Annotated in this window: 9 protein-coding genes; 6 read left to right on the top strand and 3 right to left on the bottom strand. The window is 44.5% G+C overall.

The genetic code is table 11. From position 1 onward, the window contains the following. Positions 1–44: 44 nt before the first annotated feature. Complete coding sequence (locus tag GWR21_RS25700) at positions 45–1,538, bottom strand: GH3 auxin-responsive promoter family protein (RefSeq protein WP_162334574.1); 1,494 nt, start codon at positions 1,536–1,538, stop codon at positions 45–47. 310 nt (positions 1,539–1,848) lie between these two features. Here GWR21_RS25700 and rplU point away from each other — a divergent pair, with 310 nt between their 5' ends. From rplU to GWR21_RS25670, 6 genes are all read left to right on the top strand, one after another. After that, positions 1,849–2,151: a 50S ribosomal protein L21 gene (gene rplU / locus GWR21_RS25695; RefSeq protein ID WP_089832519.1), complete on the top strand. Its 303-nt coding sequence runs from the start codon at positions 1,849–1,851 to the stop codon at positions 2,149–2,151. Between the two features lie 37 nt (positions 2,152–2,188). Next, on the top strand, positions 2,189–2,461 hold the full coding sequence (gene rpmA, locus GWR21_RS25690; RefSeq protein ID WP_162334573.1) for a 50S ribosomal protein L27: 273 nt from the start codon (positions 2,189–2,191) through the stop codon (positions 2,459–2,461). A gap of 73 nt (positions 2,462–2,534) precedes the next feature. Continuing rightward, the gene (locus GWR21_RS25685) at positions 2,535–3,008 is read left to right on the top strand and encodes a histone H1-like repetitive region-containing protein (RefSeq protein ID WP_162334572.1); all 474 of its coding nucleotides are present in this window, start codon (positions 2,535–2,537) and stop codon (positions 3,006–3,008) included. 100 nt (positions 3,009–3,108) lie between these two features. Next, complete coding sequence (locus GWR21_RS25680; protein WP_162334571.1) at positions 3,109–4,785, top strand: DNA polymerase/3'-5' exonuclease PolX; 1,677 nt, start codon at positions 3,109–3,111, stop codon at positions 4,783–4,785. Between the two features lie 27 nt (positions 4,786–4,812). Next, positions 4,813–5,433, top strand: a complete 621-nt coding sequence (locus tag GWR21_RS25675; RefSeq protein ID WP_162334570.1) for a DsbA family protein — start codon at positions 4,813–4,815, stop codon at positions 5,431–5,433. Between the two features lie 136 nt (positions 5,434–5,569). Next, a complete protein-coding gene (locus tag GWR21_RS25670) occupies positions 5,570–6,064 on the top strand; it encodes a GNAT family N-acetyltransferase (RefSeq protein ID WP_162334569.1) in 495 nt (164 codons plus the stop codon). A 297-nt stretch (positions 6,065–6,361) separates the two neighbouring features. On the opposite strand, the gene GWR21_RS25665 is transcribed toward GWR21_RS25670, so the two are convergent. After that, a complete protein-coding gene (locus GWR21_RS25665; protein ID WP_162334568.1) occupies positions 6,362–7,273 on the bottom strand; it encodes a PorP/SprF family type IX secretion system membrane protein in 912 nt (303 codons plus the stop codon). A 2-nt stretch (positions 7,274–7,275) separates the two neighbouring features. Continuing rightward, positions 7,276–13,344 carry a gliding motility-associated C-terminal domain-containing protein gene (locus GWR21_RS25660; protein ID WP_162334567.1) on the bottom strand — a complete coding sequence of 2,023 codons (6,069 nt, stop codon included), beginning with the start codon at positions 13,342–13,344 and terminating at the stop codon, positions 7,276–7,278. Positions 13,345–13,621 lie beyond the last annotated feature (277 nt).

Below are 13,621 nucleotides of genomic sequence, written 5' to 3'. Positions count from 1 at the left end.
TCCTGCTTGCTTAATTCCTAATTCCTGATTGATTAATTCTTAATTTATATAAGAAATTTGCTCAGTTCGTCGACGAGCGCCCTGTCATTGCTCAGACGAGGCACTTTGTTCTGTCCGCCAAGCTTGCCTACTGATTTCATATAATCAATAAATCCGTTTTTGCGTACGGTCCTGATTTTCAGTGGCTGCAGAATATTTCCGGTTAACAGGTCATTATAATAGATGTTCTTTTCCTGCATGTAGCCATCTACCTTCCTTGCAAAGGCGGCAAGATCAGCAGGCTGTTGCTCAAATTCAACGAACCACTCATGGAACGGCAGTTCCCCCTGTGGCGCGACCATAGGAGCGACTGTAAATTCAGTGATCTGCAGATTTTCTTCTCTGGCAGCACGCATCAGACTGTATTCCACTTCCTCTCCGATTACGTGTTCACCAAACGCAGAAATGAAATGTTTGATACGTCCGGTCACCACGAGACGGTAAGGATTGACAGATACAAATTTTACTGTATCTCCAATATTATATGCCCACAGACCAGCATTCGTGCTGACAACAAGCGCATAATTCACACCTATCTGCACATCGCGGAGTGACAGACGGGTAGGATTCGGATCGAAGATCTCATTCGCAGGAATAAATTCATAGAAAATACCAGCGTTGGTATTTAATAATAAGCCTTTATGATCCTGGGAATCCTGGAAGGCAAAGAAGCCTTCAGAAGCAGGGAAAGTCTCTACAGTATTGATAGGACGACCAATGGAAGCCAACAGTTTTGCACGGTACGGCTCAAAGTTCACACCACCATATACCAGTACGTCCAGGTTCTTGAATAACTCTCCTACCGGTTTTCCACTTCTTTCGATCAGTCTGTCAAAATACATCTGCATCCATGGTGGAATACCACTGATCAGACGCATGTCTTCATTGATCGTTTCGTCAACTATTTTATCCAGCTTGGTTTCCCAGTCTTCTATACAGTTGGTTTCGTAACTGGGCAACTGATTGGTACGCAGGTATCGCGGTACGTGGTGATTCACAATGCCACTCAGGCGTCCATAAGGAATGCCACCTACCCTTTCCAGCACCGGAGAACCAGATAAGAATATGAGTTTACCATCTGCAAATTCCGTCTTGCCTGTTTCTGCCATGTAGTTCAGCAGTGCATTACGGGCGGTATCGATGTGGTTGGAAACCGAGTCTTTAGTTATCGGAATATACTTTACGCCACTGGTGGTGCCTGAAGTTTTGGCAAGATAAATCGGCTGTCCTTTCCACAACACATTTTGTTTGCCATCCTTTATCTTATTGATATATGGCTTGAACAGCTCATAATCCCTGACAGGCACAGCCTGTTTGAAATCATTGTAACTATTGACATTTTCAAAGTGATGATCCTTTCCAAACTCAGTTTTCCTGCCTGTTTTTATCAACTCCTCCAGGATGGCTTCCTGGTCGTCTACCGCCCGTTGCATTTCCTTCCTGATCTTACTTGAAACGATGGAAGCAAATGGTTTGGCAAGCAGTGATTTAAGCTTCATGCCTTTTATTTTAGGATAAGAGAAAGAACAAATGTATAAAATAAAAATTGTTATAAAAGCTCATATTACAGGCAGTTGGGTGGGATTGAGTAATAAGCGCAACGGCACTGCCGGCAAGGATTACAGCGAAATCAATATAGTAGCGGAAGAATGTAAACAACTATATTAAAATAAAGTATGTATCTTTGAAAATATAAATTGTATTCTCAGTGGAATCTGCCTGTTTTCAGGTCAGATAGCAAAAAGCTGAGAAAACTTTGTCAATTAGAAAACAAATCCTACTTTTGCAGGAAATTATTTTTGGATAACTATGTTTGCAGTTGTAAAAATCGCAGGTCAGCAATTCAAAGTACAAAAAGACCAGGAAATCTTTGTACAGCAGTTGCAGGGAAATATCGGAGATAAAGTGCAGTTCTCTGAAGTGCTGTTAATAGATAATGGCGGCCAGCTGACCGTTGGTACTGATGTAAAATCAGTGGTTAAAGCAGAAATCCTGAGCCACGTTCAGGGTGATAAGGTAATCGCCTTCAAAATGAAACGCAGAAAAGGTTTCAGAAAGAAAGTTGGTCACCGTACACACTTTACGAAGATCCGCATCAACGAGATCGCTTAATTTTTATTTGATAAAGATTTAAAACCGTACATAAGAAATGGCACATAAAAAAGGTGAAGGTAGCGTTAAGAACGGCCGTGATTCTCAAAGCAAAAGGCTGGGAGTAAAAATATTTGGTGGTCAGGCAGCCGTATCTGGTAACATTATTGTTCGTCAGCGCGGTACTGTTTATCATCCTGGTGCAAACGTAGGAATTGGTAGAGATTTTACCATTTTCGCAGTTGCTGATGGAGTTGTTGAGTTCAGAAAAGGACGTGAAAACAGAACCATCGTTTCCGTAAGATCACTTGACACCACTGCCCAGGCGTAAGTCTGGAACAGTGTTTGCCATAAAGTTTTTTCTAATACCCAATTTTAATTACTAACCCAAAATTCAAAAAACAATGGCAACAATTAAGAAAGCGGCTAAAAAAGCTGCTCCTAAAAAAGCTGCTGCTAAAAAAGCCGCTCCTAAAAAAGCTGCTGCTAAGAAAGCTGCTCCTAAAAAAGCTGCTGCTAAGAAAGCCGCTCCTAAAAAAGCTGCTGCTAAGAAAGCCGCTCCTAAAAAAGCTGCTGCTAAGAAAGCCGCTCCTAAAAAAGCTGCTGCTAAGAAAGCCGCTCCTAAAAAAGCTGCTGCTAAGAAAGCTGCTCCTAAAAAGGCTGCTCCTAAAAAAGCTGCTGCTAAGAAAGCTGCTCCTAAAAAAGCTGCTGCTAAGAAAGCTGCTCCTAAAAAAGCTGCTGCTAAGAAAGCTGCTCCTAAAAAAGCTGCTGTTAAGAAAGCTGCTCCTAAGAAGAAAGCTGCTCCAAGGAAAAAAGCTGCTAAACCAGCTGAAACTCCTAACACAACTCCATCAGCGCCAATCGCTCCAGAGTTGTAACATCGACTTTACATACTGTAAAATAAAAGGTCCTGGCTATCGCCAGGATCTTTTTTTATTTGTACCCCAGCCTCTTTAAATTCGCAGTTCAATCCAATTTATGCTCGATAATTACGCTATTGCCGATAATTTCTCCCTGATATCAAAACTGATGGATATCCAGGGCGATAATAGTTTTAAAGCCAAGTCCTTCGCCAGCGCCGCCTTTACAGTGGAAAAACTGCCCATTCAATTGCAGGTCACGCCGCCGGAAGAAATTGCTAAAATAAAAGGCATCGGCGACTCCATCAGCAAAGCTATTCAGGAAATGCTGCAGACCGGTAAATTTGCCGCCCTCGAAGCCTATCTCCTGAAAACACCTCCGGGTATCCTGGAAATGATGAAAATCAAAGGCCTGGGACCTAAAAAAATAGCCACTATCTGGAAAGAACTCGAAGTGGAATCCCTGGGTGAACTCCTCTACGCCTGTAATGAAAACCGCCTCACCCTATTGAAAGGCTTCGGACAAAAAACACAGGACGCGGTTAAACAAAGCATAGAATTTTATTTCAGTAACCAGGGCCGCTACCTCTACGCGCAGGTAGAATCCCTCGCCCTGTCTCTGGAAAAACAACTGACACAAATGCTGGCTCCCGCTGCTGTTTCATTAACCGGACAATTCCGCCGCAATGAAAACATCATTGATGAAATAACATTCGTAGCTGCCCTCCCCGCTCCTGCCCTGCTGGAAAAACTGGCACAGCTGCCGGGACTTACGCCTGCTGTCGCCACCACTGAAGGTGCGCTCATCTGGCAACACGAACAAAATATCATCATCAAAATATATCCCGCAGAAGCAGATAGTTTTGATAAGACATTATTTACCACCACTGCCACTGCCTCCTTCCTTGAGCATTTTAATGCCGCTCTTGATGTGAACAGTATTCCTGCGAATAGTACCGAAGCAGCCATATTTACATTGGCAGGAATGGATTATATAGAGCCCTGCCTCCGTAACGGCGGACGGGCAATTGACCTTGCAAAAAAGCAACAATTGCCTGTGCTCATCACACACAAGGACATCAAGGGCATTATCCATAGCCACAGCACCTGGAGTGATGGCGAACATACACTTCAGCAAATGGCCATCACCGCTAAAGAACAGGGATTTGAATACCTCGTTATCAGTGATCACTCGCGCTCTGCCTTCTATGCCAACGGCCTCAGTATCGAACGCATACAGGCACAACATGCAGAGATCGATGAACTGAATAAACAACTGGCTCCATTCCGCATTTTCAAAAGCGTTGAAGCCGATATCCTCAATGATGGTAGTCTGGATTATCCGGATGAAATACTCGCCTCCTTCGATCTCGTTATTGCATCTGTACACTCAAATCTTAAGATGAGTGAAGAGAAAGCAATGGCACGACTCCTGAAAGCCATAGAGAATCCATATACTACCATACTCGGACATATGACAGGTCGCTTGTTACTTAGCCGTAACGGTTACCCGGTAAATCACCAGCAGATCATTGATGCCTGTGCTACACATAATGTGGTGATTGAGATCAATGCGCATCCCCGCAGACTCGACATTGACTGGGAATGGATTCCATATGCGCTGGAAAAAAACGTACTGCTGTCTATCGATCCGGATGCACATAGCACTGATGGTTTTCATGACATCTATTACGGTACGCTGGCTGCACGAAAAGGTGGCCTCACCGCTGCACACAATCTTAGCAGCTTCAGTGCTGCTGAACTGGAAGCATTCATCAGCAAAAAGAAAAAGTAACTGCCTGTACCAACTAAAGATTACCGCATGAAACTGATCTATATATACGATGCCCTATGTGGCTGGTGTTACGGCTTCACGCCTGTTATCACATCCTTACGGGAGCAGTTAGGTCCCAACGTTGATTTTGAAATACTCTCCGGAGGAATGTTCCTCAGTGCCAATCGTCGTCCGGCTGCTGCCATGTACAACTATATCAAACAGGCACATACACAGGTAGAAGCTACTACTGGTATAAAATTCGGAGAGCCATTCCTCGAAGAATATCTGCATACCGATGATATCATGGATTCTGAGAAACCAGCTATTGCCCTTACCATCTTCAAACAATATCTGCCGGAAAAAGCACTCGCATTTGCCCATGATATGCAGCTCGCACTCAACTATGATGGAAAGAGCCTCAATGAAGACGCTACCTACCGTGAACTGATCACAAAGTACCAGTTGCCTGTAGATGAGTTCCTCGCTAAAATGAAAGAGGATGCCAGCAGATATGATACTGTTCAGGAATTTAACCAGGTTGAACAATGGGGTATTACGGGCTTTCCTGCGGCAATATTTGACGACGGGAAAGAATACTTTTTGATTGCCAAAGGCTATACGCCACTGGATAAATTGCAGGAAGTGATAAAAAAGATCAGGAGCTAGCAAATGGGAATTAAAGATTACGTTGGTCTGTATATAGAGGAGTGGTCAGGCACTGTTTCATGCTATTCCTCATCCTACTCAACATGCTTAATTCCTCCTGTCAATTCCTGCTTCATAATTCCTAATTAGATAGCTCATGTATAGAATAGAAACAGCAACAATAGCCGATATACCTGTTATCCAGCAGCTCAGGGATGAGATATGGCGTACTACCTATAAGGACCTCCTCAGTCCTGAGCAAATTGACTATATGCTGGAACTGATGTATAGCACTGCGGCACTCAGCAGTCAGATCACAGAAAAAAAACACAGCTTCCTGCTGTTGTACGACGACCAGCGTCCAATTGGATTTGCGTCTTACAGCACTACTGATGAAGCAGGTGTTTACAAGTTGCAGAAAATATATCTCCATGGAGACTACCAGGGAAAAGGCGTAGGTAAATTATTACTGGATGAAGTCGTGAAAAGAGTAAAAGCTGCAAATGCTGCTATCCTGGAACTGGATGTAAAAAAGGATAATAAAGCCAGATTCTTTTATGAGAAACAAGGCTTTACCATTTTCAAAGAGAAAGATACCGACATCGGAAACGGTTACTGGATGCGTGATTACGTAATGAGAAGACCGCTATAAAATAATCCAGCCTGGTAAAAATACCAGGCTGTTTCCCAAGTTAACCATTAAAAGACACAACTTTTCTAATTAAAATTCTTTAGGTGTATCCGGAAAAAATCATCTTCCTTCTTCACCTGTCTATAAATACTTACGATAAATGTTTAAACACGGATTTTAAGATCTTCTTTTTTTTGAAAAAAACACGACCCTGTTACTATCTCATTCTCAATGACATATAAGGGCAAAAAAATTCCCGCATAGAAAATGCGGGAAAAAGATAAATCAGTATGTGTTTTCGGTAATATATGCTTATTGCTAGAATATACGCGGAAAGATCTCATGATCAACACTATATCCAAAACGACAGTTCAACATCAGTTCATGAGAAACCGTTTGTGCTCCTTTAAGATTAGATGACATGGGTGTATCATAAGAATAACCTACCTGGAACTTAGCCCCCAGTCTCACCTGTACCAACCCGGTAATAGTTTTCTCTGATCGCCAGGAAGCGCCCAGCCACAATACCTCTTTCAGCAATACGCTTGTGTTGATATCATACTGGAACCCGCTACCCATCGCCTGTCTCAGCAATATGGACGGTTTCACCAGTAAATCATCATTCACTCTTGCTGCATAGGCAGCCTGCAGATAGTAGTGCGAAATCGCCTTCACTTTATTTACACTATTGCCCAGATCAAAACTCTTGAACGCCGGTGCAGAGAAACCGATATAGACGTTCTCAGACATTAATGCAAATCCAAAGCCAACCTGTGTTTTCCAGTAGGCCTGATTAGTAGCAAAAGTCGGATCAGTTGTTATCAGCTCACTGTTGTTCTCCTTATACTGTGACATACCCGCCTGCAGCCCCATTGACAGCTTCGTTGTCTCATTTAATGATACACTCTGCGATGCCAGTAAATTGTAATCTGTACGCGTCTGCACTGTAATTGCCTCCCTCATCGCAGAGAAACCGATAGCGGTTCCCCTGTCATTCAATGGCGTGTAGAATGTCATCGTGGCCGTTTTCGGCGCACCATCTACTCCCACCCATTGGTTACGGCCCACAACAGTCAGACTCGCTGACTCGTCTGTACTGGCATAAGCCGGATTGATCACCACTCCGTTCAGCATGTACTGTGAGTAGATAGGACTCTGTTGTGCCCTGGCAGGAACATAGCATGCAGCAGCCACCAGCAGACCTAAAAGAAATTTCTTCTTAGCAATCATCACTATCGTTTTATTACAATGAACCCTGTGTAACGTTGTTTGTTACCATTTGCATCCTTCGTATGTACAATGAAGAAGTAAGAACCATCCGGCACATCCTGCCCTTTCGCACCTCCCGCATTTCCTTTACCATTAAAGTTGTTGGTCTGGTTGTTATAGTTCTTCGTTGTAAATACAGTACCACCCCAGCGGTTGAATATCGTTACTTCATTATCAGGATACTTGTCAATGTTTTCGATCATCAGTGTCTCATTACCCAGACCGTCATTGTTAGGAGACATCGCAGGGTGTACGCGCACACCGCCATTGTTATTGTCTCTCCATCTGCCATCAGTAATGAAACGCTCTACATAATCAGGTACGCCATCTTTATCCTCATCACAGTCCATACATATCTGTATCAAACCTGTCGCTGCGAATATGGAATCAAGTGTCGGCACATTCTGATTGGTAGCTACCGTTGCTCTCAGCAGTCGCATCCCAAAGATCCTGTCTCTCTCCACACTGTTCACTGGTACAACTATATCAACCGATGTTCTTCCCGCACCAACCATGATCGGATTAACGGTTCCGTCATAATCTTTCGGAGACTCGGCCAGCAATGTATTAGCTGGTACTTCTGTTGATGCAGGTGTATAGAATTCATAGTACAATGTCACCATACGTGAACTCGGACGGCTGAAATGTACAGTAAATGGTAATGGCTGTCCGATCGTATCAAATTTCACTTTGAGCGGATAGTTACTCCGGGTGAAAGTTATTTTCAGAGAATCATTATCAGCGACAGTATTATTTACCTCACTTGCCAGACCTACGTAATAAGCAGGTGTTACACCGAACAGATTCCAGTCTCTCACTGCTGCTTTCAGCCATCCGTCATCATCGTTCAGCTGATTATCATTCACCCTCACTTTGAAGCTCGCTTCCTTCGATCCCTTAGGCACATTCACTGTGATACTCTTGCCAGATACGTCGCCACCAGTGATGGTCAGCGTACGGTAGCTGTCATTGGTCATGTCAACAGTCACCGGTACATCCACTGTGATGGCACGGCTTAATCTTACAAAGAACTCTACTTCATCACCTTCAACAAGCTGGCTGGTTGATGCAAACAGGTTCACTGTAGGTGTATCGATATTGTGGTTGTAGATGATCATTGTTGCCATCGGATTATCTACAAACGTCCAGTTAACATTCGGTAAGGTCGCAGATGCCTGTGTCAGGGTTGACTGTACCGTCAGATCAGGTCCTGCATAACGGATACCTGCCGGTGTTACATTCACATAGACCATGCTCTCTCCTTTCGGAATGATGGCATAACCAGGTAAGATGTTATAGTCCGTTACTGATGTAGCCGTACCTGCCAGGCCATACACCACTTTCACATTATCTGATGCTACCAGTGTACTATCCTGGAAACGGATTCTGAAGGCACCCGCTGTAGAAGGTTGCGTTGCATCTGACATCTTTTCTATGAGTATCTTACGCGCATCTGCTTTAGGACCGGTAGTAGCGTTTTCATCATCTTTTACCAGGATCAGTGCCGGACTAATATCCACGGTCAGGTTGATCGGTGAAGCAGGTGTACCACCCACTGCACTGGTTAACGTTACCCTCAGCGTTTCATCACCTTGCAGTTTCACGTCGTCTTTAATGATAACCGGAACAGTTATTTCTGTAGAGCCAGCAGGAATGATCACCGCATTAGGCAGCGGTTGTATATTATCGCTGTTGTATACTGACCGGAAGTTCACTACAACATCTGTAGTAGAAGCAATCGGCATTTTTATCACGAAAGCACCATTTGTTGACGGCTCGCCCGCATCAGCTACTTTCTGTACGGTCAATGCCTGACCGGCTATTTCCAGGATCTGCAATGGTGCCACTGGCAATACGGTAAATCCTGTTGCATTGGCTGCGAACTGGAGTACCTTATTTCCTTCCACTACAAAGTTGTCAGGTACACTTAAGAAGAATGTTACCTTGTTACTATCTTTGGGTAATGTAACCACTTTAGGCAGACCGATATAATTATTAATATCTGCAGTTGACGACGGATCAGGAACTACATTGATAGTGATCGGCGCCAGAGAGGTCACCAGCGGATCAGCAAATCCAATTGTTACCCTGGTTGCGCCACCGCCCTTGTGAATAGCAGTAGAATCAAATGTAATTTTCAGTCCGGCTTTTGAAGGATCAGTTGCTGTTGCATCATCAATATAAAGGTCGAAGCTGTCTACTACGATTACCGGCAAGAGCGTCACGTTACCCGAGAACCTTACCAGTTCCGGTTGCTCAATAATATTGTCAGTCAGTGCCTTGATATCAAAGGTGGCAGTATTCTCACCAACGTTCATGGTGAAGGTGGTTGGCAATCCGCTGTAATCACTGGTGCTTGCCTCAGTAGCATTTGCATTAGCCGCTACCTGCACAAACAATGACTTCGCAGATGTTACGCCCGGAGGAAAACTTGCACGTACAGTGAACGTCTGTCCTTCTTTCACACGATTGCCCTGAGCAGGATCATTCGCCGTGAAGAAGATCTTGGTATTTGCAGGATCGTTGATGGTCATATCAACGATATTGAAAGTGATGGAATCCGCAGGATAACCATCTGTTTCCACCACTACTACCAGTTTATCATCATCCGCTAAAATGTTATCTGCGCTGGCCGCTACCGGTACCGGGATAGTTACAGAGTTACCACTCAGGGTGATCGTCTGTGGTACACCCGTGAAACCGCTTGTCGCAGGAGAACTTAGGCCCCTGGTCACTTTCACGGTCAGCGGCGTCGCAGGAATTGCACCGAAAGGCATTGTCACGGTAATAAATGCACCCGCGCCACCTTCTACTAACGTAGTCGTATCTACGGTCACTTTCGGACCAGCGATCTGTGTTTTATCTTTAATAGTAACTGTTGCTGGTACTACCTGCAGACCAGTCAATGCAGAAGCTACTGAAGCACCCATTATCATGATCTCATCACCTTCAACCAACAGATCAGTATTGATCGTTACATTGGTAGAAGCGCTTGACGTACCATTCAGTGTAAGCGAAGTGGATGCCAGTGTATAGTCATCTGTGGAAGCAGTAGAACCAGTAGCCAGTGCTGGTGTGATCACGATAGGCAGTTCAGATGTGATGCCGGCCGGAAGACTGAATGTAAAGCTGTAACCGGTACCACCTTCATCCATTTGAGGATGACTGGCAGTAACCGTGATCTTTTTATTCTGAGGATCATCCCCTGTTGCATCAAGCACAGTGCCAGTGAAGCCGGATACTGTCAGTCCGGCAATGGTAGTAGCCGCACCGGTAACAGAAAACGCTTCGTCCAGTTCCAGTATCTTATCTTCTTCTGCAACAAAAGCACCAGCAGCAGTAAACGTACTCAGACCAGCAGGTAATGTAATAGTTGCCGGAATAGAAAAATCTGTTGCTGCCGCAGCAGAAGATGCATCGCGTGTTAAGGTAACAGAGATCGGTACTTCGGCAGTCAGTGAACTATTGGCAAAACTAACTTTGATACCAGTATTGTTTCCTTCTTTCACATCAGGTGTTACCAGTTCGATCTTCATCTCCTTGTTACCAGGTATTTCGCCTGTTACGTCCTGGATAGTGATCATAGATGAGTCAACAGTAAACCCATTTGGTTTGGTAACGATCCAGAGACTTTCATCTGCTTCGAGTACGTTATCCGTTTTTGCTTTCACATTTGCAGGGAAGCTTACGGAGTTCTGTCCGGCTCTGATCACCAGGTTAGCAGGTAACGGATTTTCCAGGTCGAGATCAGTTGCTTTTGAACTAAGACCTCTTGAGAAACTTACCGGCACATCATATAAAGAAGTGATACCATCCGGGAATGAGACAGTCACTGAAGCACCCGCATCACCTTCTTTGATAGTAGCAGGTGTTACAGTAGTGATCAGTTTCATGCTGCTGTCAGCATCCACATCTTTAATAGTGATAGCAGGGCCCACATAATTATATACACGACCGGCACCTACATCATCGATGGCCAGTAACAGCAGATCGAACTGCTCAGGTACAGGACCTTCCATGATCTTATCTGCAAATACCGTGAACGGTATTTTTGCTTCCGTTGTTCCCGGCGTGATCTTAAATTCAATACCGGAGTAATAGTTCAGGTCAAAGTCTACCTGGTCTTCCGCAGTAGCATTGTCCCAGTCAACATATACATCCAGTAAATTGATAGTCACCTCCGTACTTACGCCTGGCGGCAGATGTAATCCGAGGTAACCGGTATATCCTTCAGGCACGGGTCTTGGCGCATCAGGAGATACGCAGTCGGCCATGATCTGTGAGTAATTAGGATTCAGGAAGGTACTGTCCTTGATCTGAATATCTTTCTGGCTGGCAACACCGATACCTAAAATGGTACCCTGGAATCGCAGGGAAAGATTTTCCGTGTTCTCCAGTACTTTATCCGCTTTAGCGGTAAAATTGAAGATCGGCGTACCGGTCTGGTTAGCCGGGATGATAATATTGGCAGGTACTACATAATCCGTATCACCGGCAGTAGATGCGGCTACGCGGGAGAAGCTGATCACGATATCTTCCGGACAGGTAATACCGATGGGCAGCGTAATTCTGGCTTTGGAAGTATTACCCTCATACAGAGAGGTACTGTCAATATTCATGGTGAGCGTTCTTGGCTCGTCATCCACAATGGTATAATCCACTTCTGAAGTACCGGAAATGCTTAACAGGGAGGTACATGTACTCACGAGTTTGAGGCGCAGTGTACGGCTGTATTGTAACTGATCATTTCCTATTACACGCAGGTTAGGGATTGTAACTGTTTTAGGTGTGGTATAGTCACCCGCAGGAACGAGGAATGCTTCCTGTCCCAGGTTAAAATCAGTACCTGGTATTGCAGGATGCGCATAATTGGATGCGTACGCTGCATCATATTTAACAAGTACGTAGGCAGGCGCATTCAGTTTACCACCGGATACGGTCAGGGTCAGCCCCTGAGCAGGTTGTTCACCATCAGCGGTATTACCTTCATTACCTGACAGGGTACCATTTGAGAATTTAATACTTACAGCGGCAAAACCGGGAACCGGAATTGTATCACTCATCGCCTTGATGGTATCAAACTCGGTCATGGTTGTGCCATAACCAGATAGAAGGCGGTACGTTTTAAAGTTCATCGGGTCAGGGTCCAGGGAACCATCACGGAAGATAGCACCAAGCTGTTTCATGATGCCCATGGAACGACCGTTACCATCCATACCGTCGGCAACAGTATTATAAGGGAAATAACCGGCATCGTTTATATAGAAACGGTGGCCAGGTATAGATACTTCCCAGGAGTCGAATTTCCTGAGGGAGCGGTACACGTGGCTACGTGGCGACTCAGGCGTTGTGGCGCAGCTGGCATCGCGGTATACACCGACAGTCGTACCGGCGGCGTTCATGAAACCATAAGCACATGGACTGGCTGCATCCGGATCATCGCCTGCGGCAGCACCCATTACCACCTGTTCTGACTGATACAGCATAGCTTTGGTAAATCCACTGGTCTGTGGCATGTGCAATACATAGTCCATGAAGAAGTAGTTGGTACTCTTCACATAAGACACGATGATGGTCACCGTACCGGTTTGCCCCGTAGGATAATTCTTATACCGGTCTACGATTGTACCAACGATATGTACCTTATAGGGATCGTAGTATTCACCGGTACCAGATACCGGGGAGATGTAACAGATGGAAGGACTTTTCAGATTGGCACTGGCCAGATAGTTGCTGTTCCTGAAATCTAAAAAAGCTCTCATACCCTGAGAGCTATCCGTTCTTATATAACTTTCTAAGAGACCTTTTCGCGTGACTTTAATACCACCATCACTGAGGATCTCGATCTTCAGGTCGTTTAACGCAGGCGTACCTCCGGTGGGATTGATCACAGCTCTTACAGTTTGTGCATTTGCTTGTGTGCAAATGAACAGCAATAATAATAACGGCAGCACTATCCTGCAAAGGGCATTCTGCACTTTACTTAACGCAGCAAAACCGCTACGCTCCATAGGATTGGGAAGCTTCAACATAGTACGTGTAAAGTTGTATATCCATCAAATACTTAAAAAAGTCATTGCTCAATAAAGATGGCTAGGGGCATGATAATGATATGCCCTTTTTTTTTTGGCAGTTCATCAAACAATTCACAAGTCCCTCCCCCGGGAACCACCTGCAGTATTATCTAATAAAACAAAAGACAATACATATATATTAAATACAAACATATTTGTTTTTTTATACTTAGACAAACAAATTTATGTGTTTTGTTATTATATAATAAGGACAGACGGCGTTAGGCGATGCTAC

Origin of the sequence: Chitinophaga agri, assembly GCF_010093065.1 — a bacterium.
GTDB classification, from domain to species: domain Bacteria; phylum Bacteroidota; class Bacteroidia; order Chitinophagales; family Chitinophagaceae; genus Chitinophaga; species Chitinophaga agri.
Note: the sequence above shows the minus strand (reverse complement) of the source record. Positions and strands in the feature narration are given on the sequence as shown.

Excerpts from the sequence above, each read along its gene's own strand:
- GWR21_RS25675 (WP_162334570.1), top strand. The coding sequence starts at position 4,813 with ATGAAACTGATCTATATATACGATGCCCTATGTGGCTGGTGTTACGGC.
- GWR21_RS25700 (WP_162334574.1), bottom strand. The coding sequence starts at position 1,538 with ATGAAGCTTAAATCACTGCTTGCCAAACCATTTGCTTCCATCGTTTCA.
- GWR21_RS25680 (WP_162334571.1), top strand. The coding sequence starts at position 3,109 with ATGCTCGATAATTACGCTATTGCCGATAATTTCTCCCTGATATCAAAA.
- GWR21_RS25665 (WP_162334568.1), bottom strand. The coding sequence starts at position 7,273 with ATGATTGCTAAGAAGAAATTTCTTTTAGGTCTGCTGGTGGCTGCTGCA.
- GWR21_RS25660 (WP_162334567.1), bottom strand. The coding sequence starts at position 13,344 with ATGTTGAAGCTTCCCAATCCTATGGAGCGTAGCGGTTTTGCTGCGTTA.
- GWR21_RS25685 (WP_162334572.1), top strand. The coding sequence starts at position 2,535 with ATGGCAACAATTAAGAAAGCGGCTAAAAAAGCTGCTCCTAAAAAAGCT.
- GWR21_RS25670 (WP_162334569.1), top strand. The coding sequence starts at position 5,570 with ATGTATAGAATAGAAACAGCAACAATAGCCGATATACCTGTTATCCAG.
- rpmA (WP_162334573.1), top strand. The coding sequence starts at position 2,189 with ATGGCACATAAAAAAGGTGAAGGTAGCGTTAAGAACGGCCGTGATTCT.
- rplU (WP_089832519.1), top strand. The coding sequence starts at position 1,849 with ATGTTTGCAGTTGTAAAAATCGCAGGTCAGCAATTCAAAGTACAAAAA.